Source organism: Thioalkalivibrio sp. ALD1, from assembly GCF_000381245.1.
GTDB lineage: Bacteria > Pseudomonadota > Gammaproteobacteria > Ectothiorhodospirales > Ectothiorhodospiraceae > Thioalkalivibrio.
Genome location: NZ_KB906244.1, coordinates 124,015 through 143,780, shown reverse-complemented (window position 1 = coordinate 143,780; position 19,766 = coordinate 124,015). Strand labels below are relative to the sequence as shown.

At 66.0% G+C, this 19,766-nt stretch carries 20 protein-coding genes; 6 read left to right on the top strand and 14 right to left on the bottom strand.

The genetic code is table 11. The annotated features are described in order from the left end of the window. Positions 1-6 precede the first annotated feature (6 nt). Positions 7-324 carry a hypothetical protein gene (locus F623_RS13240; RefSeq protein WP_155984200.1) on the bottom strand — a complete coding sequence of 106 codons (318 nt, stop codon included), beginning with the start codon at positions 322-324 and terminating at the stop codon, positions 7-9. Positions 325-547: 223 nt separating this feature from the next. Here F623_RS13240 and F623_RS0109425 point away from each other — a divergent pair, with 223 nt between their 5' ends. Further along, on the top strand, positions 548-928 hold the full coding sequence (locus F623_RS0109425) for a DUF2237 family protein (protein WP_026278704.1): 381 nt from the start codon (positions 548-550) through the stop codon (positions 926-928). Between the two features lie 54 nt (positions 929-982). Here F623_RS0109425 and F623_RS0109420 read toward each other — a convergent pair whose 3' ends face one another. Further along, the gene (locus tag F623_RS0109420) at positions 983-1,738 is read right to left on the bottom strand and encodes a DUF3581 family protein (RefSeq protein ID WP_018861796.1); all 756 of its coding nucleotides are present in this window, start codon (positions 1,736-1,738) and stop codon (positions 983-985) included. A gap of 56 nt (positions 1,739-1,794) precedes the next feature. Then, a complete protein-coding gene (gene recQ, locus F623_RS0109415; protein ID WP_018861795.1) occupies positions 1,795-3,675 on the bottom strand; it encodes a DNA helicase RecQ in 1,881 nt (626 codons plus the stop codon). A gap of 187 nt (positions 3,676-3,862) precedes the next feature. Here recQ and F623_RS0109410 point away from each other — a divergent pair, with 187 nt between their 5' ends. Continuing rightward, entirely contained in the window at positions 3,863-4,861 is a 999-nt protein-coding gene (locus F623_RS0109410) for a diguanylate cyclase (protein ID WP_018861794.1), read from the top strand. Next, positions 4,862-6,679, top strand: a complete 1,818-nt coding sequence (locus tag F623_RS0109405) for an ABC transporter ATP-binding protein/permease (RefSeq protein ID WP_018861793.1) — start codon at positions 4,862-4,864, stop codon at positions 6,677-6,679. A 1-nt stretch (position 6,680) separates the two neighbouring features. On the opposite strand, the gene iscX is transcribed toward F623_RS0109405, so the two are convergent. The 10 genes from iscX to F623_RS0109355 form a co-directional block, all read right to left on the bottom strand. After that, positions 6,681-6,884 (bottom strand): Fe-S cluster assembly protein IscX, encoded by a 204-nt coding sequence (gene iscX / locus F623_RS0109400; RefSeq protein ID WP_018138879.1) that lies wholly within the window; start codon positions 6,882-6,884, stop codon positions 6,681-6,683. Between the two features lie 10 nt (positions 6,885-6,894). After that, complete coding sequence (fdx, locus tag F623_RS0109395; RefSeq protein ID WP_018861792.1) at positions 6,895-7,233, bottom strand: ISC system 2Fe-2S type ferredoxin; 339 nt, start codon at positions 7,231-7,233, stop codon at positions 6,895-6,897. Positions 7,234-7,237: 4 nt separating this feature from the next. Next, positions 7,238-9,121: a Fe-S protein assembly chaperone HscA gene (hscA, locus tag F623_RS0109390; RefSeq protein WP_018861791.1), complete on the bottom strand. Its 1,884-nt coding sequence runs from the start codon at positions 9,119-9,121 to the stop codon at positions 7,238-7,240. 30 nt (positions 9,122-9,151) lie between these two features. After that, on the bottom strand, positions 9,152-9,676 hold the full coding sequence (hscB, locus tag F623_RS0109385) for a Fe-S protein assembly co-chaperone HscB (RefSeq protein ID WP_018861790.1): 525 nt from the start codon (positions 9,674-9,676) through the stop codon (positions 9,152-9,154). A gap of 115 nt (positions 9,677-9,791) precedes the next feature. Beyond that, positions 9,792-10,115, bottom strand: coding sequence for an iron-sulfur cluster assembly protein IscA (gene iscA / locus F623_RS0109380; RefSeq protein WP_018861789.1), 324 nt, complete (start codon positions 10,113-10,115; stop codon positions 9,792-9,794). A 7-nt stretch (positions 10,116-10,122) separates the two neighbouring features. Further along, positions 10,123-10,533: a Fe-S cluster assembly scaffold IscU gene (iscU, locus tag F623_RS0109375; protein ID WP_018861788.1), complete on the bottom strand. Its 411-nt coding sequence runs from the start codon at positions 10,531-10,533 to the stop codon at positions 10,123-10,125. 54 nt (positions 10,534-10,587) lie between these two features. After that, positions 10,588-11,811, bottom strand: coding sequence for an IscS subfamily cysteine desulfurase (locus tag F623_RS0109370; RefSeq protein ID WP_018861787.1), 1,224 nt, complete (start codon positions 11,809-11,811; stop codon positions 10,588-10,590). Positions 11,812-11,837: 26 nt separating this feature from the next. Beyond that, complete coding sequence (locus F623_RS0109365; RefSeq protein WP_018861786.1) at positions 11,838-12,332, bottom strand: Rrf2 family transcriptional regulator; 495 nt, start codon at positions 12,330-12,332, stop codon at positions 11,838-11,840. Positions 12,333-12,389: 57 nt separating this feature from the next. Beyond that, a complete protein-coding gene (gene cysE, locus F623_RS0109360; RefSeq protein WP_196799770.1) occupies positions 12,390-13,217 on the bottom strand; it encodes a serine O-acetyltransferase in 828 nt (275 codons plus the stop codon). Positions 13,218-13,274: 57 nt separating this feature from the next. Next, positions 13,275-14,012: an RNA methyltransferase gene (locus tag F623_RS0109355; RefSeq protein ID WP_018861784.1), complete on the bottom strand. Its 738-nt coding sequence runs from the start codon at positions 14,010-14,012 to the stop codon at positions 13,275-13,277. A 149-nt stretch (positions 14,013-14,161) separates the two neighbouring features. On the opposite strand from F623_RS0109355, the gene F623_RS0109350 reads away from it, so the two are divergent. Continuing rightward, a complete protein-coding gene (locus F623_RS0109350; RefSeq protein WP_018868479.1) occupies positions 14,162-14,974 on the top strand; it encodes an inositol monophosphatase family protein in 813 nt (270 codons plus the stop codon). Positions 14,975-15,102: 128 nt separating this feature from the next. On the opposite strand, the gene F623_RS0109345 is transcribed toward F623_RS0109350, so the two are convergent. Then, positions 15,103-16,989 carry a thioredoxin domain-containing protein gene (locus F623_RS0109345; protein WP_369772000.1) on the bottom strand — a complete coding sequence of 629 codons (1,887 nt, stop codon included), beginning with the start codon at positions 16,987-16,989 and terminating at the stop codon, positions 15,103-15,105. 276 nt (positions 16,990-17,265) lie between these two features. Here F623_RS0109345 and F623_RS0109340 point away from each other — a divergent pair, with 276 nt between their 5' ends. Together F623_RS0109340 and F623_RS0109335 are read left to right on the top strand one after the other, a co-directional pair. Beyond that, positions 17,266-18,267 carry a MerR family transcriptional regulator gene (locus F623_RS0109340; RefSeq protein WP_018861781.1) on the top strand — a complete coding sequence of 334 codons (1,002 nt, stop codon included), beginning with the start codon at positions 17,266-17,268 and terminating at the stop codon, positions 18,265-18,267. Positions 18,268-18,340: 73 nt separating this feature from the next. Beyond that, a complete protein-coding gene (locus F623_RS0109335) occupies positions 18,341-19,750 on the top strand; it encodes a deoxyribodipyrimidine photo-lyase (protein ID WP_018868481.1) in 1,410 nt (469 codons plus the stop codon). The last annotated feature ends 16 nt before the right edge of the window (positions 19,751-19,766 follow it).

Here is a 19,766-nt window from a genome sequence, read left to right as displayed (position 1 = left end):
GACCGATCAGAGATCGGGCGTGGGCGGTGTCGGCGGCTCCGGCAGATCGGACGGATCCGGCAACGGACCATCCCCCGGCTCGGGCGGGCTCGGCGGGCCGGACGTCCGCGGCGGCTCCGGCAGGTCCGGGCTGCTGCCACCGCGCTGCTGCCCCGGAGGCGTCCCGCCATGGCCCGGCGGCGGATTGCCCGCGGCCGGCGTATCGCCACTGGCCCCGGGCGAACCACCCGGCGGTCCACCCGGACCCGGTTGCGCCTGAGCGGTACCCACTGAAAACAACGTACCAAGCGCCACGGCCAGTACCCAGCGTTTCGTCGACATCATGTCACCTACTCCTTGTGTGGGTTCCTGCCCGTGAGTCCAGTTGAAAGACCCGGTTGTTCCGATGCAGCCCGAAAACTGCCAATGCCTTCACAGTGTGCCGCCACTCCACGAGGCCTGGTGGCATGGATCCAGGATGAACTCTCATCACCTGTGCAGGAACCGATCGGTACGCTGGCGAGTTCGTTATCCTGCCAGGGATTTCATTCACCAGGAGATGCTGACGATGCAGCGTTTCGAATCCCGCAATGTCTTTGGTCGCCCGCTGGAACCCTGCGGCACCGATCCCGTCACCGGTTTCTATCGCGATGGTGACTGCGCCACCGGCCACGACGACCAGGGCATTCATACCGTATGTGCCGAACTAACCGAGGAATTTCTGGAGTTCTCGCGCACCAAAGGAAACGACCTCAGCACACCCAACCCGGCGTTCGGATTCCCGGGTCTGAAGGCCGGGGACCGCTGGTGCCTTTGTGCCGGGCGCTGGCTGGAGGCCTACAAGGCCGGCTGTGCGCCGGGGGTGTTCCTGCGTGCGACACACGAAGAGACGCTGGCGATCATCTCGCGCGATATCCTGGCTGAGCACGCACGCGACACCGCCGACTAGTTTTTTCAACAGGCTGCCCTCGGGGCAAGTCCGAAGGATGCGGAGTTTGCGGACCTAGCCGACCACCCGCCGTGCGCGGGCCTCGCCAGTGTAGGCGGCCTTCCAGCTCTCGTAGTCGGCCACCAGCTGTTCGACATCCGCGGCGTCGTACGGGCGCAGGCCGCTCAGCACCAGATGCTTGCTGCCTTCGGCCACGACGGCCTGGTCGATCACCAGCTCGTAGTCGAGGCGGATCTCGCCGCGCTTGCCGTTCACGGTCATCACCGCATCCTTGAGTCGCGGCTCCGGGACGCCGGCCGATGCGGCCAGCGGCTCCGGCAGGCTGAAGCCCATGCGCTCGTACATCACCAGCGGGCGCTTGGGGTTCACCATCACCCCGTGCTCCTCCATCAGCGGCACAAGCACATGCGGGAAATTCTGCCCCGAGAAGCTGACGTAGCTGCGGATCAGCGACTCGATCACATCCGGATCATCGATCACACGCCCGGAGCGCTCGACCTCGATCACGCTCTTGCCGCCGTCCGCCGTAATGGCGAAGGCATCGCCGGGGTTGTCCGGGAAGATCAGCGGCACATGCCCGCCCACCATGCTGGTGAAGCGAAAATGCATGTTCGCGCTCGCGCCGAAGGTATCCAGCACCAGGGCAAACAGCAGATCGCCGGGCACGCAGAAACGCCGGTTGTCGGCGTCATGGATCGGGTTGAAGTCACCCGCCAGCGTCTTGGCGAACTCGCTGCCCTGCTCGGGCGTGACCACCACCTGGCCATCCCGGAGTTCGTAGAAATTTTTCAGAAAAGGGGTGTGGCTCACGCGGTCTCCCCGGCTGTTGTCGTCTTGTTATTGGGCCTGTCCCGGCGTTTGCACCACTATAGCCCGAAATGCCCCTCGATGGCCCGGATGAACGCATCGCCGTAGCGCTCGAGCTTGTGTTGCCCCACCCCGGTAATCCCCGCCATCTCCTCGGGCGTACGCGGCGCGCTGGCCACCATCTCCAGCAGCGTGGCATCGGAGAAGATTACATACGGCGGCACCCCCTGCTCGCGCGCCAGGTCCGTGCGCAGCGCCCGCAGGCGTTCCCACAGACCCCGGTCTTCCGCATCCATCGCGGACACGCTGCGCGCGGTGTCGCGGCGCGCGGGCCGAGCCTGGCGCGCCGGGCGGGCCTGCTCCTCGCGCAGATGGATGGATTCCTCCCCGCGCAGCACGCCCCGGCAGGAGGGATCCAGGCGCAAGCCGCCGTGGCCCTCGTCGTCGAGGCGGAGCAGCCCACGGGCCAGCAACTGGCGGACCACCCCGCGCCACTGCATCTTGTCCAGCTCGGTGCCAATCCCGTAGGTACTCAGTCGGTCGTGCCCGAGCCGCTGCAGGCGCTCGCTCGAAGAACCCCGCAGCACGTCGATCACATGCCCGGCCCCGAAGCGCTCGCCGGTGCGGTAGATACAGGACAGAAGCTTCTGCACCGGCACACTGGCATCCCAGGTCGCGGGCGGATCCGTGCAGTTGTCGCAGGTCCCGCAGGGTTCCGGCATGTGTTCGTCGAAGTACGCCAGCAGGGCCTGACGGCGACAGCTGGTGATCTCGCAGAACCCCAGCATCGCATCCAGTTTCTGCTGCTCGATGCGCTGGCGCTCCGGGCCAGCCTGCGAGCCCTCCAGCATCTGACGCAGGGTCACCACGTCCTGCAGGCCGTAGACCATCCAGGCGTTGGCCGGGAGCCCGTCGCGCCCCGCGCGCCCGGTCTCCTGGTAGTAACCCTCCAGGCTCTTGGGCAGGTTCATGTGCGCGACAAACCGCACGTTGGGCTTGTCGATCCCCATGCCGAACGCGATCGTGGCCACCATGATCACGCCCTCCTCGCGCAGGAAGCGGGTCTGGTTTTCCGTGCGCGTGCGCGCGGAGAGGCCCGCGTGGTAGGGCAGCGCGGGAACCCCCTGCTCCGCCAGCCACTCGGCCAGGGCGTCGACCTTCTTGCGCGACAGGCAATAGACGATGCCCGCCTCGCCCGCATGCTCCTCGCGGATAAAGCGCAGCAGGCGGTCACGCGGGGCACCCCCACGCCCGCCATCGGACTGGGCGACGCGATAGCGGATATTGGGACGGTCGAAGGAGCTGATGAACGCGCGGGCCTGTTCCAGCCGCAGCCGCTCGCGGATCTCCTGGCGGGTCGGCCCGTCGGCCGTGGCGGTCAGCGCCATGCGCGGGACATCCGGGAAGTGCTCGGCCAGCACCGCGAGCTGGCCGTATTCCGGGCGGAAGTCGTGGCCCCACTGGGAAACGCAGTGCGCCTCGTCGATCGCGAACAGGGCCAGCTCGATCCCCTGCAGACGCTCCAGCATGCCCGAAGCAAACAGCCGTTCCGGGGACAGGTACAGGAGATCCAGTTCGCCCGCATGGAGTGCGGCCAGCACACCACGCGCGGTCTCGGCGTCCTGGCCGGAATCCAGGCTGGCCGCGGCCAGCCCGTTCTGGCGCAAGGCCGCCACCTGATCCTGCATCAGCGCAATCAGCGGCGAGATCACCACCGCACAGCCCGGGCGGGCCAGTGCCGGTACCTGGTAGCACAGCGACTTGCCGCCGCCAGTGGGCATCAGCACCACGGCATCGCCACCGGCGATCACATGCTCGATGACCGCCTGTTGCTGGCCACGAAAATCGGAATAGCCAAAGGTCTCGCGCAGGATGTCCAGCGGCGCAATGGCCGGGGCGCTTCCCTGCGCATGCCCGGCAGCGAGACGTGTGGGTTCCAAGAGAAGCTCCAAGGGTTGGCAAACATCGAAGCCTGCCGAATGCCCGGCAAGGCTGCAAGCCTCGAAACAGTCTGCCGCGCCCAGACAGTCCCCGGTATCACGGCTGGTGCCGGTCAGGCCCCACCGTGTACATTGGTTACCACCCCGCCCGACCCGCATCCACCACCAGACGTGATGGCCCGAAAGCATGCCTAATTCGGTTGAAGAGGAAGTCCGCAGCGCGGTCCGCGAGTACCTGGATACCTGGTTGCGGCACCGGGACTTCGATCAGCTGCTCGCACTTCACACCGACACGCTTTGCGGCTTCGGTACCGGCATGGGCGAGGCGGCGTTCTCGCCCGACGAGGCCGCTTCGATTATTCGGCGCGATATCGAGCAGGCGCCGGAGTCCTTCGACTACACGATCGAGCGCGAACACGTGACCTTTCCGCATCCGGAGGTTGCGATCGCGATGATCACCTTCGGCATGCACACCCGGATCCACGGGCAACAGGTCAAACTCAACGAATTAAGGGGCACCCTGGTTTTTCGGCGCACCGACGACGGCTGGCGCCTGGCACACCTGCATGGCTCGTTTCCCGCCACCGTCCACGGGACCGACGAGCCCTACCCGATCAAGGAGCTGGAGGACCGCGCCCAGGTCCTGGATCGCATGGTCAGCGAACGCACGCGGGATCTCGAGGCCGCTCAGGAGCACTTGGAGCGCCTGGCCACCACCGACCCCCTGACGGGGCTGCACAACCGCCTCAAGGGCAACCATGCCCTTGAGGAAGCAATCCTCCAGGCCCGCCGGGAGGCGAGCCCGCTGACCGCGATCCTGATGGATCTGGATCACTTCAAGACGATCAACGACCAGCAGGGGCACGCTCGGGGCGACCATGTCCTGCGCGAGACCGGGCGACTCCTGCGCAGCCGCATCCGCAGCTCCGATACCGCCGCACGCTGGGGTGGCGAGGAGTTCCTGATCCTCTGCCCGAACACCACCGCCGAACAGGCCGCGAATCTCGCCGAGGCCCTGCGCCAGGCAATCGAGGCACATGACTTCGGGACCGACCCACCGCTGACCGCGAGCTTCGGTGTTAGCGGCCACCAGCCGGGGGAGTCGGCCGAGAACCTGATCGCGCGCGCGGACGAGGCGCTGTACGCGGCCAAGCGCGCCAACCGCAACCGCGTCGAAACCGCCTGAATGCGCGGCCACACGACGCATCCAGATGCCCCGCCTCCCGGGGCGGTGAACTGGCGCATCCTCAAGAGCCTGCTCCCCTATCTGGCGGAGTTTCGCGGGCGGCTGATCCTGGCGCTCGTGCTGATGGGCCTGGCCAAACTGGCCACGGTCGCGATCCCGCTGGCGCTTAAATACATCGTCGAGCACTTCGAGGACGCCGGCACCGAGGCGCTGGTCGCCGTACCGGTGGCCCTGGTGATCGGCTACGGTCTGTTGCGCTTTGGCAGCACGCTGTTCGGCGAGCTGCGCGACGCGGTCTTCGTGCGCGTCGCGGAACGCGCGATGCGCCGTGCCTCGCTGCGCGTGTTCCAGCACCTGCACCGACTGGAGCTGGGTTTTCACCTCGCACGCGAGACGGGTGGTCTGGCGCGCGACATCGAGCGCGGCACCAGCGGCATGAGCTTCCTGCTGCGTTTTACCGTATTCAACATCCTGCCGACCCTGATCGAGATCGCGCTGGTCGCGGTGATCCTGCTGATCGCCGTGGGGCCGGTGTTCATGGTTACGGTGCTGGTGGCGGTCGCGGTCTACATCGCGTTCTCGATCTGGATCACCGAGTGGCGCACGCGCTTCGTGCGCGAGGCCAACCTGCGCGACAACGAGTCCAACACCCGCGCGATCGACAGCCTGCTGAACTACGAGACGGTCAAGTACTTCGGCAACGAGGCCTTCGAGGCCGAGCGCTACGACCGCGGGCTGGCGGCCTGGGAACAGGCGCGCACCAAGAACGTCCTGTCGCTGGTGCTGCTGAACTCCGGCCAGGCCCTGATCATCGCCGCCGCGATCACCGTGATCATGCTGCTGGCCACGCGCCAGGTGGCGGCCGGCGAGATGTCGCTGGGCGATCTGGTGATGGTCAACGCCTACATGATCCAGCTGTTCATGCCGCTGAACTTCCTCGGCTTCGTCTATCGCGAGATTCGCCAGTCGCTGGCCAACATCGAGCGACTGTTCGGCCTGCTGGAAAAACCGGTTCAGGTGGAGGACCGCCCGGATGCCCCCGATCTCGACGTCCGGGCGGGCACAGTACGCTTCGAGCATGTGGATTTCGGCTACCACCCAAACCGGCGCATCCTCGAGGACGTCTCGCTGGAGATCCCGGCCGGGCACAAGCTGGCCGTAGTGGGCCCCAGCGGGGCCGGCAAATCCACCCTGGCGCGCCTGCTGTTCCGCTTCTACGACGTCGACGGCGGGCGCATCACCATCGACGGCCAGGACATACGCGAGGTGACGCAAGCCAGTCTGCGCCGCGCCATCGGCGTGGTGCCGCAGGACACCGTGCTGTTCAACGACACCATTCGCTACAACGTCGCCTACGGCCAGCCGAGTGCGGACGAGGAAGCGATTCGCCGCGCGGTGCGCCTCGCGCACCTGGACGACTTCATCGTCCAGTTGCCGGACGGGCTGGATACGATCGTCGGGGAACGGGGACTGAAGGTCTCGGGCGGGGAAAAACAGCGGATCGCGATCGCCCGCATGCTGCTGAAGGATCCACCGATCCTGGTCTTCGACGAGGCGACCTCGTCGCTGGATTCGGGTTCGGAGAAGGCGATCCTGCGCGCGCTGAACGAGGTCTCGGCGCGGCGTACCACGCTGGTAATCGCGCATCGGCTGTCGACGGTGATCGATGCCGAACAGATCGTGGTCATGGAACACGGCCACGTGGTCGAACGCGGCACGCACCGCGAGTTGCTGGCCCTGAACGGTGCCTACGCGCGGCTATGGCGCCACCAGCAGGAAGAGGCCGAGCAGACTCATCCGGCGACGACGGGCGAGTAGCTCAGTCGTCGACGTCGGCCTCTTCCATCCAGGCGGCCTGGATCGCCTCGAGGATGCGCTCGCCGGAGCGGTTCGGATCGTCGTCGAACTCCGGCAGTTCCATGACCCACTGGCGCAGGTCCATGAAGTTGATATTGCGCGGGTCCACGTCGGGGTGCTCGTCCGCCAGCTGAATCGCGATTTCCTGGGTATCGGTCCACTTCATTGCCGTGCCCTCAGTGGTTCTCGGAGACCTGGTTGATGGTGTACTTCGGCAGCTCGACCACTAGATCGGTGTCGGCCACGACCGCCTGACAGGAAAGCCGGGAATCCGGCTCCAGGCCCCAGGCCTTGTCCAGCATGTCTTCCTCGTCCTCGGTCGGCTCCTCAAGGCTGTCGAAGCCCTCGCGCACATAGACGTGGCAGGTCGTGCACGCGCAGGACTTCTCGCAGGCATGCTCGATCTCGATCCCGTTTTTCAGGGCGAGATCGCAGATGCTGATGCCCGGATCGGCCTCAATGGAGGCCCCCTCCGGGCAGAATTCCTCGTGGGGCAGAAAGATTACCTGGGGCATGTTGTCAGTTCCCTGCGTCGTATTCGCTAACGTTGTGTCCGGCGAGCGCGCGCCGGATGCTGTCGTTCATGCGCCGCGCGACGAAGGCCTCGGAGGCCTGTTCCACGCGCTTGCGCGCCGCCTCGATGGCGTCGGGATCGGCACCCTGCTCGCGTTCGGCACGCAGCGCGTCGCGCGCCTGCTCAATGGTCTGGCGCTCCTCAGCCTCGAGGTAGCGATCGCCGTCCGTCTCCAGCGCGGCATCCAGCGCCTCGAGCACGCGGTCGGCCTCGACCTGCTCCTCGCGCAGACGCCGCGCCTCCATGTCCTCGCGCGCGGAGGAGGCGGAATCGCGCAGCATCTGCTCGATCTCGCTGTCGGTCAGGCCGTAGCTCGGCTTGACCTCGATATGCGCCTCCACGCCCTGGGTCTGCTCGCGCGCGGTCACGTTCAGCAGGCCGTCGGCATCGACCTGGAAGGTCACGCGGATACGCGCGGCCCCGGCCACCATCGGCGGTATACCGGACAGGGTGAAACGTGCCAGCGAACGGTTGGCATCGACCACATCACGCTCGCCCTGCACCACGTGCAGCGACATCGCGGTCTGGCCGTCCTTGAAAGTGGTGAAGTCCTGTGCGCGGGTCGCCGGGATCGTGGTGTTGCGGGGGATGATGAATTCGACCAGTCCCCCCATCGTCTCCAGGCCCAGCGACAGCGGGATCACGTCCAGCAGCAGGAGCTCGGTATCGGGCTTGTTGCCGGCCAGGATATCCGCCTGCTGGGCGGCCCCGATGGCCACCACGCGATCGGGATCGATTCCGGCGTGCGGCGCGCGACCAAAGAATTTCTCCACCGCCTCACGGACCGCCGGCATGCGTGTGGAACCACCGACCAGTACGACCTCGTCGATCGCATCCGGCGCCAGGTCCGCATCCTCCAGCACCTGTCGACAGGACGCCATCGTGCGATCCAGTAGCGGCCGGGCCAGTTCCATCAGCGTCGCGCGGTCAACCTCCGCCGTGTGGATCGAGCCATCGGCGCGCACGACCTCGACGCGGGTGCTGTCGGCGTCGGTCAGGGCCTCCTTGGCCTCGCGCGCGGCCAACAGCACGCGGCGCAGGCGCTGCGGATCGCTCTCGCCGGCCATTCCGGCCTGGTTCAGTAGCCAGTCGGCGATCGCGCGGTCCACGTCGTCGCCGCCCAGGGCGGAATCGCCCCCGGTGGCCAGCACCTCGAACACGCCCCGACGCAGCTGCAGAATGGAGATATCGAAGGTCCCGCCACCCAGGTCATAGACCGCAATGGTGCTCTCTTCGCCCTGGTCCAGGCCGTAGGCCACCGCGGCGGCGGTCGGCTCGCTGATCAGGCGCAGAACATTCAGGCCCGCCAGTTGCGCCGCATCACGCGTCGCCTGGCGCTGGGGATCGTCGAAGTACGCGGGCACGGTGATGACCACGCCTTCCAGCTCGTCACCGAGCGTGGCTTCGGCGCGTTCGCGCAGGGTATGGAGGATGTCGGCCGAGACCTCCACCGCCGTCTTGTCCCCGGCCGCCGTCTCGATCCGCGGAACGCTGGAGTCCCCGGTCTTCAGCCGAAACGGCAGCTCACCGGATAGCGTGGCTACATCCGCCGCGCCCCGGCCGATCAGGCGCTTGACCGAGGCAATGGTGTTGTGCGGATCATCCGCCGCGTGCTCTGCCGCCGCGTGCCCGACGCTCACCGCGTCCGGCGCGTAGTGCACGACCGAAGGCAGGATATGCCGGCCCTGCTCGTCCGGCAGGGTTTCGGCCACGCCACTGCGCACGGTGGCAACCAGCGAATGTGTGGTGCCGAGGTCGATCCCGGCCGCCAGGTGCCGCCGGTGCGGGGCGGAGTCGGCTCCGGGTTCGGTGATCTGCAGTAACGCCATCGAAATTCGGCTCCTTCACACGGCGGCGGCTCAGCCGCGCGCCAGGTTCTGTCGGGTTCGTTTCAGCTCGGCCAGCAGGCGATCGAAAAAGCGCAGCTCGAACACGCGGTCCTTGGCCTGTGCCCCAGGCGATGCCGGATCGGCCAGGGCCTCGGCGACCTTCGAACGCGCTTCGTCGCGGGCCTTCTCGAGCTCCATCCCCACCGCGTCCAGTTCCTCGCGGTCGCCGGCGGCTTCGGCCTCTTCCAGCCGTTCACGCCACTCGATCTGGGCCTCGATGAACTCGATGTTCTGGCTGGTATCGCGTTCGGCATCGAACTTGATACCAGCGCGTTCCAATAACGCCACCGCACGACGGTAGTCATCGTCGAGGATCGCGTAGGCCTCGTTGACATCGGCCGCCATGGCCGCGGCCATGCGCCGCGCCTGGTCGCCCTGGAGGACGAAGCGGTCGGGGTGCAACTCGGCCTGCAGGCGCTTGAAGCGCTCGGCCAGCTGCTGGCGGTCGATCTCGAAGGCGACCGGCAAGTCGAACTGCTCGAAGGGGTCGGTCATGACGTCCTGTTGTCCTCGCAACGAACTGGCTTCAGGCGCGGACACCCAACGCAAAACGGGGTGGGACAGTGGTTGCCAGGCAACCACCATGCACCACCCCGGATGCGTGCATCAGTCAGATGCTGAAGCTTTCACCGCAGCCGCACCGGGCCTTCTCGTTCGGGTTGTTGAACCTGAAACCCTCGTTCAGGCCTTCCTTGCCAAAGTCCAGCTCGGTGCCGTCCAGATAGACCAGCGATTTCGGGTTGACCACGAGCTTCACGCCACGATCCTCGAACACCGTGTCGGTGTCTTCGACATCGTCGGCAAACTCCACTACGTAGGCCATGCCCGAGCAGCCGGTCGTCCTGACCCCGAGGCGCACGCCTACGCCCTTGCCACGCTGGGCAAGAAAGCTCTGGATGCGCTCGGCCGCCGGTTCGGTGAGTGTAATCGCCATAGGCACCTCAGGCGGTCTTCTGCTCGGCCTGCTCGCCCTGATCGTGCCGCTCCTGATAGTTGGAGATGGCCGCCTTGATCGCGTCCTCGGCCAACACGGAGCAGTGGATCTTCACCGGCGGCAGGGCCAGCTCTTCGGCGATCTGGGTATTCTTGATCTGGCTCGCCTCTTCCAGGGTCTTGCCGCGCACCCACTCGGTGAGCAGCGAGCTGGAGGCGATGGCCGAGCCACAGCCGTAGGTCTTGAACTTGGCGTCTTCGATCACGCCGTTGTCGTTGACCTTGATCTGCAGCTTCATTACGTCGCCACAGGCCGGGGCACCGACCATACCGGTGCCGACCGTGTCGTCGTTCTTGTCGAAACTGCCGACGTTGCGCGGATTTTCGTAGTGGTCCAGAACCTTGTCACTGTAAGCCATGACCGTTCTCCTGTTGCGTGTTACGCGTTGCGTTCGTGGTGCCGAGTCGGTGGCCTAGTGGGCCGCCCACTCGACGGTGCTCAGATCGATGCCATCCTGGTACATCTCCCACAGCGGGGAGAGCTCGCGCAGCTTGGCGACTGCGGCGCGCACGATCTCGACCGTATGGTCGACCTCCTCCACCGTCGTGTAGCGACCGATAGAGAAGCGGATCGAGCTGTGTGCCAGCTCGTCGTCGCGGCCCAGTGCGCGCAGCACGTAGGACGGCTCCAGGCTCGCCGAGGTACAGGCCGAGCCGGAGGACACGGCGATGTCGCGCAGCGCCATGATCAGGCTCTCGCCCTCGACGAAGTTGAAAGAGACATTCAGATTGTGCGCGACCCGGTGCTCGGCATCGCCGTTCAGGTAGACCTCTTCCATGCCGTCGAGGCCCGCCCACAGGCGGTCGCGCAGCATGCGGATGCGCTCAAGTTCGGCGCCCATCTCATCGCCGGCGACGCGGAAGGCCTCGCCCATGCCGACGATCTGGTGGGTCGCCAGCGTGCCGGAGCGCATGCCGCGCTCATGGCCACCGCCGTGCAACTGCGCCTCGATGCGCACCCGCGGCTTGCGACGCACGTACAGCGCACCGATGCCCTTCGGCCCGTAGACCTTGTGCCCGGAGAAGCTCATCAGGTCGACCGGGAGTTTGGACAGGTCAATCGCGACCTTGCCGGCGGACTGGGCCGCGTCCACGTGGAACACGATCCCATGCTCGCGGCACAAGTTGCCGATCGCCTCGATGTCCTGGATCACGCCGATCTCGTTGTTCACATGCATCACGGAGACGACGATCGTGTCGTCACGGATCGCGTCCTTGAGCTCCTGCAGGTCCACCAGGCCGTTGTCCTTCACGCCCAGATAGGTGACCTCGAAGCCCTCGCGCTCCAGCTGGCGCGCGGTATCCAGCACGGCCTTGTGCTCGGTCTTGACCGTGATGATGTGCTTGCCCTTGCGCTGGTAGAAGTGCGCGGCACCCTTGATCGCCAGGTTGTCGGACTCGGTGGCACCGGAGGTCCAGATGATCTCCTTCGGGTCAGCGCCAACCAGCGCTGCAACCTGCTCGCGGGCAGTTTCCACGGCCTTTTCCGCATTCCAGCCAAAGCTGTGGCTGCGCGAAGCCGGGTTGCCGAACAGGCCGTCCTTGGTCAGGCAGCCCGTCATCTTCTCGGCCACACGCTCGTCGACCGGCGTGGTCGCGGAGTAGTCCAGATAGATGGGCAGTTTCAGGTCACTCATTACTCGTTCACTCCTTTCGCAGCCGCCTAGGCGGTTGCATTGCTCGGTTTCGTCGCACCGCCCTTGAGGGCGTCGCCATGCATGACGACTTCTTGCACGCCGTCCTGCGCCATTTGCGCTCGGTGCCGCTCCAGCACGTCGGCCAGCGTCCGGTTGCTGAGAAAGTCATAGACCTGCTGGCTCAGATCCGTCCACAGGTCGTGTGTCAGACAGCGCGACTCCGAATTGCAGTTGGCCTTGCCACCACAGCGCGTTACGTCCACCGGCTCGTCCACCGCGACGACGATATCCGCCACCGTGATGCCTTCGGGCTCCCGGCTCAGCGCATAACCGCCGCCCGGGCCACGACTGCTGTTCACCAGCCCCTGCCGGCGCAGCCTGGAAAAAAGCTGCTCCAGATAGGACAACGACAGTTTCTGGCGCCGTGCCACCTCGGCCAGCGATACCGGGCCGTTCTCGGTGTGCATCGCCACGTCCAGCATGGCGGTGACGGCGTAGCGTCCTTTGGTCGTCAGTTTCATGGCTGTGTGTGCTTCTCGCTCATTTGCCGCGCAGCTTAAAATACCCGACCAAAACGATCAAGTATTCCCCTGCTGTTTACGTTCTTGTTGGTTTTCCGGCCGCGCAGGAACCTCGCATTCGTCCGGCTCCAGTCCCTCCAGATCGCAGGGCTCGATCGGCCTCGAGTCCGCATCGCCCACCACCTCGCCGGGATCGATCCCCGCGCGTTTCAGGGCCTGGCAGGCCTTGTCCATGCGCTCGTCCAGCTCGTGCACGCGATGCACGATCCGGTGAATCGCATTGGCCACCGGGTCGGGCATGTCGCGGGCCACACCATAGGCATCGAAACCCATGCGGTCGGCCATCTGCTGAAAACGCGGATCCGGCTCCGGTCGCGGACCGATGACCCGCGCCGGGATTCCCACCGCGGTCGCATCCGCCGGGACATCCTTCAGCACCACGGCATTCGACCCGACGCGCGCGCGCTCACCAACGTGGATCGGACCGAGCAGCTTGGCCCCCGCACCGATCACCACCTCGTTGCCCAGCGTCGGGTGGCGCTTGCCGCCCTCCCAGCTGGTACCGCCCAGGGTCACCTGGTGGTAGATCGTGCAATCGTCGCCGACCTCGGCGGTTTCACCGATCACCACGCCCATGCCGTGGTCGATAAAGAAGCGCCGACCGATCTTTGCGCCCGGGTGGATCTCGATTCCGGTCACCCATCGGCTGAAGTTGGCGATCACCCGCCCCAGCCAGCGCATACGATGATTCCACAGCCAGTGCGCCAGCCGGTGATACCAGAGCGCATGCAGACCGGGATACGCCGTCAACACCTCGAAGGCGTTGCGGGCGGCGGGGTCGCGTGCGAACACGCAGCGAATGTCCTCGCGCATCCTGTCAAACATGGTCCGGCCTCATTCCTGAGTCATTTACTAAGGTATCACTTACGTCCGCGTCCCGCTTCAGCGGCCACGCTCAGTGTGCGTCAATATTCCGCGCAACATGCGCACCTCGCTGGCACTCAACCCCGCACGCATATAGAGGTGGCGCAACCGCCTCATCAAATGACGTGGATTCTCGGGATCGAGCACATCGATGGTCGTCAGCGCCTGTTCGAAATGGCTGAACAGGCCTTCCATATCCGCCTGAGTTGCCAGCGGGTCGCGCGCATCGCTGGGCTCAACTGCCACCGGAGCCGACGCCCCGGCCAGGGCCGCCATGCGCAGCGCATAGGTCATCACCTGCACGCTGCCAGCAAGATTCAGGGAGCTGAAATCCGCTACGGTCGGGATCTGGACAAAGGCATTGCAGTGATCCAGCTCGGTATTGGTCAGCCCGCTGTGCTCGCGCCCGAACACCAGCGCCACCGGCCGCTCGGACGCATGCGTCAGCACCTGTTCGGCCGCGACATCCGGACCCAGCACGGGTACGGAGTGGGTGCGCAGCCGAGCGCTGGTGCCGATGACCCACACACAGTCCGAGACCGCAGCCGCCAGGTCGTCCACCACCCGTGCCCGCACCAGCAGGTCATCGGCCCCGGAAGCCAGCGCCGTGGCGTCGGCATGCGGAAACCGCTCCGGCGCGACCAGGACCAGATCGGCAATCCCCATGGCCTTCATTGCGCGAGCGGCGGAGCCGATGTTGCCCGGATGCGTCGTACCGACCAGCACGACCCGCACCCGCCCAAGGCATTCCTCCATTTGCGGGACCCCCTTCATTCAAGGCGTCGGATTGTACACACCGGTGCCCGCGACTTCCCAAAAAAGAGCCGCTTGTGTATTGTTCGCGGCCTTTCCGCGGCGCGTCCACGCGCCTGCGGGACACCCCGCAGAACACCAGGAGACACCCCATGCACCCCATGCTGAACACGGCGGTATCGGCGGCCCGCGAGGCCGGACGCATCACCACCCGCGCCTGGGGACGGCCGGATCGCATGAACACACGCGAGAAGGCCCGCAACGACTGGGTGTCGGATGTCGACCTCTCCGCCGAGCAGGCCATTGTGCAGACCCTGCGCCGCGCCTACCCCGACCACACCATCATGGCGGAAGAAAGCGGCCAGCAAGACGGGGCCGACGCCGAATACGTCTGGATCATCGACCCGCTGGACGGCACCACCAACTACCTGCGCGAGATCCCGCAGTACGGCATCTCCATCGCACTCAAGCACAAGGGGCGGCTGGAACAGGCGGTGGTCTACGACCCGCTGAAAGAAGAGCTGTTCACTGCGACACGGGGCGCCGGGGCGTTTCTCAACAGCCGCCGGATCCGCGTCTCCGACCGCAAGGACCTCAAAGGCGCCCTGCTGGGCACGGGCATCCCCTTCCGCGAAGGCCAGGATCTGGAGCGCTACCTGAGCAGCCTGCGTCACCTGGTGCCGGGTACCGCCGGTGTGCGCCGTCCTGGCTCCGCCGCGCTGGATTTGGCCTGGGTTGCCTGCGGGCGCTTCGATGGTTTCTGGGAGATGGGCCTGCAGGCGTGGGACATCGCGGCAGGCCTGCTGCTGGTGCAGGAGGCGGGTGGCGTGGTCAGCGACTGGGCCGGTAACCCGGACGTGCTGCGCCGCGGCGATGTCGTCGCCGCCAACCCGAAGGTGCTCAAGGCCATGCTGCAGCGCCTGCACCAGGCCGAAAAAGAACGCAGCGCCCAAGCGAGCGATTAAACCCCTCCCTTCGATCGCCCTGCCGGGCTAACGCCCCGGTAGGCGCGCACCCGGCCACCTTCCGCGCCGTTGAGGCTGGGCCTAGTTCGGAATCCGGTGTTTACGTGCCGTCGATCCGCCGCTGGCGATCAGTCGCGTTCCTGGAACCAGAGGATGAGCCGCGCGTGATGCTTCGGCTGTCCCTCGACTCCGCGCCCCGGGCGCAGGTCATACTCCTCGAAGGCAGTCTTGAGCGTCTCGCTCTCCTCCAGCCACTCTTCGGTCATCCGCAGGATGAGCGTGGTGGGTGACGGCCGATGCACCGCCGGATGGAAGCGTTGCGAGATCATCCCCGGCAACGGGGGTTCCGGCTCGGACCGAAAACCGTCGTCGTCAAGGAAGCGCTCCCAGGCCGTCTCCAGCAGGGCAATTGCGGCACCGCGATCACCACTGTCGCGCGCGGAATCCCAGTCACGCAACCCTTGGGCAACATAGGCGTAATCGTTCAGCGTTGCCTCGCCCGCGTCTTCGCTCGGCAAGCCCATCAGGGTCGGCAGTTCATCGGGTGACCCGGCCACCTCCAGCAACCACGAGCGCACGGCCTCTCCGGCCTTCTCGAAGCGCTCGTCGTGGTCAGCCGCCAGCGCCAGCGCGGACAGCAGAAGTCCATGGGCCCCGGTCAGGACCTTTTCGTCGCGCGGCAGACCGCGCTCTTCTCGGGCCACGATCAGGGCTTCGCGGCCACTGTCGACCTTCTCCTGTACCGCCTCCTCGTCGAGTTCGAAGCGTTCGGCCAGTTGCGCGACCGTTTCACCGCTCCGCGGGAGGTAGCCCAGATCGAACACCGTGGCACCTTCCATCCCGAAGTAGGCACGCACTAGTTCGGGATTCTCGTGGTCCGCCAACGCGGACTCCAGATCTTCTTCCGGCCACAGATAGGCTCCGCCTTCGCGGCCTTGATCGTCCACTGCCGAGAGACTCGCGGCAAAGCCACGAAAGCCGTCCGGACCGGGCTCCGCCTGGTCCCCAAGATCATCCTCACGCAGCGCCATGTCGCGTTTGACGAAGTCCAGGTTTTCCAGACCCAGTTCGATCCAGTCCTGGCGGTCGAAGCGCTCACCCGCCTTCAGGTATACCCAGGCCAGCTGTGCCTGATCCTCCAGCATGACCTCGAAATGCGGCTCGCCCCAGTCGGGCGTATCGGAATACCGAAAGAAGCCGCCGCCCAGCACATCGCGCAGTCCCGAGCCACCCATCTCTTCCAGCGTGATATCGAGGAACTCGGGGACCCAGCCCGGCGCCTCGCCAATGTATTCGGCCTCCAGCAATGCGCGCAACCAGGGCGAATGCGGAAACTTGGTTGAGCTGCCAAACCCACCCTGGAGGTCATCCGCTTCACGTTCCATGGCGGTCCACAGGACCTGCGGCAGACGCGCCGCCCGGCTGTCGGACAGGGGCTCTTCACCCTTGCGCAGTCGCTCGGAGAGCTCATCACTGCCGCGGCGGGCAAGGTCGACCAACGCATCGTAATCCGCCTCCAGGCGTTCGGTGATGCCGTCCAGAAACTCCGCAAAATCGTCACGCGGGGCGTACACCACACCGGTAAGCGCATGACCGTCAGGGGTCACCACGACGTTCAGCGGCCATCCCGCGCTACCCGCCGTCGCGCGCTGGAACTCGAGCAGATAGGTGTCTAGCGCCCCATTCACCTCGCGGTCGACCTTGACCGGAATGAAATGCTCGTTCAGACGCTCGGCAATCCCTTCGTCCTTGAAGCTCTCGTCCTGCATGACATGGCAGTAGTAGCAGGAGTAGTACCCGCTGGAGATCAGCAGCGGGCGCTGTTCCTCGCGCGCCTTGTCCAGCAAGGCTGGATCCCAGGCGCGCCACTTCACCGGATCGTCGACATGCAGGCGTAGATACGGAGAAATGCTGTCCGCCATCTCGGGGTTGGCCTGCACCGGTACGGCTACGGCCAGGCACAGGGCCGACAGTGTGGCCAGCACGGAACCGCTCCGAATGAACGGATATCGCATGTTGTTCCCGCCCTGCGACATGACTCGCCTCCATTTAATTCTTCATTGTGCTGTTAGGGGACTGATTCCTGCCGGGGTTCATTCCACCTGGAACGCCCCTATGGATGTACGGGCTCGAACCGGGCGCAACCTTCCTGCAAGGCGCGACCCTCGCCGCTATGCTGCGCTTGGCGTATGAACCCAGGACGCTCCCACCACCGAATCAGTGTCAGGGTTGACGGCATCCGCCGTCCCGACCGAAGCTTTTCCCTGGCACCAGGTACATGATCCGTACAGATGCTGTACAATCTGACCATGGCCAGCGCGACTCAACTGAGCACCCATGATCAAGAAGGTCTCTACCCCATCCGCCACGTGTGCGCGGAGACCGGGATCAACGACGTAACCCTGCGCGCCTGGGAACGCCGCTACGGGCTGATCCGCCCGATGCGCACCCCCAAGGGACACCGACTGTACAGCGCGGACGACATTGCTCGCATCAGGCGCATCCTGGAGCTGCTCGGTCAGGGCATTCCGGTTTCTCAGGTCCATCGGGTTCTCGCCAGTGAAAACGCCGTTACCGCTCTGCCCTCTTCTTCGCAGCCCGACTCCACCACGCCCGCACGCCGCAACCGCGCCGGCTCCAGCGAACCGGGCGTAGCCCCGCATACCCTCGACCCACTGGCCGAGGCACTGTATGCCTCTGTCGTGGACCTGGATGCCGGGCAACTGGAACGCACCTACGCACGGCTGGTCATGCGCCACGGCTGGGACGGGGTGCATGAAAGCGCCTTTCTCGAGGTCTACCGGCGCCTGCGGGGGGAATCGCGACACACGCCTGAAGGGGAAGTACGCCTGGCGGTATTTGCCGCCTGGGCTACCGCGGCTTTCTCCGATCAGTTGCGTGCCGCAATCCGCGCCTGCGAAGAACCCGCGATTCCCTGTCTGGTGCTCGGTGGCGGGCATCAGCAGGTGGGCGGCATGCTCCTGCAACTAGCCTGCGCCCGGCGCGGTCTGAAAACGCTACCGCTGTTCGACGCCACCAGCCCCGAGGCCCTGGACACCCTAGTGCAACGCCTGTCCGCTCCTGCCGTCATCATCCACGGTTCCTCGCAGCTGATGCGTTCCCCCGAGCTTCCACGGGTCGAGGCCATCCTTGATCACCCCGGACCGCGCTGCTATCTGGCAGGCTCGGCCGCTCTGGAACTCTCGCAGGCAGAACATCGGCGCGAGATCGAAGTGCTGCCCGGCGCACCCCTCGAAGCCGCCGAACGACTCAGCCGGCAACTCCTCCTCTGAACCGGACACCCACTGAATCGCGGTCCGAGAGCCCCCCGACGCGCGAACGGCAGCATCAGGAAGAACACCCCTGATGCCCGGCCCCACTCTCGTCTGGCTGCGGCAAGACCTGCGCTTGGCCGACCAGCCCGCACTGCACGCCGCCTTCGAACGTGGCGGAGCCGTGGTCCCGGTCTTCATCCATGCCCCGGACGAAGACCTGCAGTGGGCACCCGGAGCCGCGTCCAACTGGTGGCTGCACCACAGCCTGGAAAAGCTGAATGAGGCACTTGAAGGGGCCGGCAGCCCTCTGATCATTCGCGCGGGTTCGAGCCTCGACACCCTGCGCGAGCTGGTCGCCGAGACCGGGGCCGAGGCCGTGTACTGGAACCGTGTCTACGAACCGGCCCGCGTCCTGCGCGATCAGGGCGTCAAGGCCGGGCTGCGCGCCGATGGCCTGGAGGTTCGCAGCTTCAACGCGGCCTTGCTGATCGAGCCCTGGGACGTCGAGACCGGACAGGGTAGCCCGTACAGGGTGTTCACTCCGTTCTGGCGCGCCTGCCTGCAGCGCGGCATTGAAGAGGACCCGCTCCCCGCCCCCTCCCGCCTGCCGGGGCCCGCGAAACCACCAGCATCCCTGACGCTCGACGACCTGGCACTGCTGCCACAAATCGACTGGGCCGGCGGCCTGCACGCCACCTGGACGCCCGGCGAGCGTGGCGCCCGGGACCGCCTGGAGCGGTTCCTCGGACGGACGATCACAGGTTACTCCGACAGCCGGGACCGTCCGGACCAGGACGGCACCTCCGGGCTGTCACCCCATCTGCATTTTGGCGAGGTCTCGCCGCGCCAGGTGCTGCGCGCGCTGCGCGATGCCGGCATCAGCCCGGAGCAGAAAGGACCCGAGTCCTTCGTGCGCGAGCTTGGCTGGCGCGACTTTGCACACCATGTGCTCTATCACTTTCCACACACGCCGGAGCAGCCCCTGAACCCGCGCTTCGAGGATTTCCCCTGGCGCGAATCGGAGGCCGATCTCGCCGCTTGGCAGCAAGGCCGCACCGGTATCCCGATCGTGGACGCGGCGATGCGCCAGCTGTGGGAAACCGGCTGGATGCACAACCGGCTGCGCATGGTCGTCGGATCCTTCCTGACCAAGAACCTGCGCCTGCATTGGGGGCATGGTGCCCGCTGGTTCTGGGACACCCTGGTCGACGCCGATCTCGCCTCCAACACCTTGGGCTGGCAATGGGCCGGTGGTTGCGGCGCCGATGCCGCACCCTATTTCCGGATCTTCAACCCGCAACGCCAGGGGGAACAATACGACCCGGACGGCCGATTCGTGCGACGCTTCCTGCCGGTGCTCAAGAAGACCAAAACACGGTATATTCACGCCCCGGGCGCCGGCGGCACCCAGGACTATCCCGACCCGATCGTCGACCTGAAAGCCAGCCGCCAGGCCGCATTGGAGGCCTTCGAGGCCGTCAAGAAGACTTCACCCAGTTAAAGAACAATCCAGCAAG

Excerpts from the sequence above, each read along its gene's own strand:
- F623_RS13240 (WP_155984200.1), bottom strand. The coding sequence starts at position 324 with ATGATGTCGACGAAACGCTGGGTACTGGCCGTGGCGCTTGGTACGTTG.
- F623_RS0109425 (WP_026278704.1), top strand. The coding sequence starts at position 548 with ATGCAGCGTTTCGAATCCCGCAATGTCTTTGGTCGCCCGCTGGAACCC.
- F623_RS0109410 (WP_018861794.1), top strand. The coding sequence starts at position 3,863 with ATGCCTAATTCGGTTGAAGAGGAAGTCCGCAGCGCGGTCCGCGAGTAC.
- F623_RS0109405 (WP_018861793.1), top strand. The coding sequence starts at position 4,862 with ATGCGCGGCCACACGACGCATCCAGATGCCCCGCCTCCCGGGGCGGTG.
- iscX (WP_018138879.1), bottom strand. The coding sequence starts at position 6,884 with ATGAAGTGGACCGATACCCAGGAAATCGCGATTCAGCTGGCGGACGAG.
- fdx (WP_018861792.1), bottom strand. The coding sequence starts at position 7,233 with ATGCCCCAGGTAATCTTTCTGCCCCACGAGGAATTCTGCCCGGAGGGG.
- hscA (WP_018861791.1), bottom strand. The coding sequence starts at position 9,121 with ATGGCGTTACTGCAGATCACCGAACCCGGAGCCGACTCCGCCCCGCAC.
- hscB (WP_018861790.1), bottom strand. The coding sequence starts at position 9,676 with ATGACCGACCCCTTCGAGCAGTTCGACTTGCCGGTCGCCTTCGAGATC.
- iscA (WP_018861789.1), bottom strand. The coding sequence starts at position 10,115 with ATGGCGATTACACTCACCGAACCGGCGGCCGAGCGCATCCAGAGCTTT.
- iscU (WP_018861788.1), bottom strand. The coding sequence starts at position 10,533 with ATGGCTTACAGTGACAAGGTTCTGGACCACTACGAAAATCCGCGCAAC.
- F623_RS0109370 (WP_018861787.1), bottom strand. The coding sequence starts at position 11,811 with ATGAGTGACCTGAAACTGCCCATCTATCTGGACTACTCCGCGACCACG.
- F623_RS0109365 (WP_018861786.1), bottom strand. The coding sequence starts at position 12,332 with ATGAAACTGACGACCAAAGGACGCTACGCCGTCACCGCCATGCTGGAC.
- cysE (WP_196799770.1), bottom strand. The coding sequence starts at position 13,217 with ATGTTTGACAGGATGCGCGAGGACATTCGCTGCGTGTTCGCACGCGAC.
- F623_RS0109355 (WP_018861784.1), bottom strand. The coding sequence starts at position 14,012 with ATGGAGGAATGCCTTGGGCGGGTGCGGGTCGTGCTGGTCGGTACGACG.
- F623_RS0109350 (WP_018868479.1), top strand. The coding sequence starts at position 14,162 with ATGCACCCCATGCTGAACACGGCGGTATCGGCGGCCCGCGAGGCCGGA.
- F623_RS0109345 (WP_369772000.1), bottom strand. The coding sequence starts at position 16,989 with ATGCGATATCCGTTCATTCGGAGCGGTTCCGTGCTGGCCACACTGTCG.
- F623_RS0109340 (WP_018861781.1), top strand. The coding sequence starts at position 17,266 with ATGCTGTACAATCTGACCATGGCCAGCGCGACTCAACTGAGCACCCAT.
- F623_RS0109335 (WP_018868481.1), top strand. The coding sequence starts at position 18,341 with ATGCCCGGCCCCACTCTCGTCTGGCTGCGGCAAGACCTGCGCTTGGCC.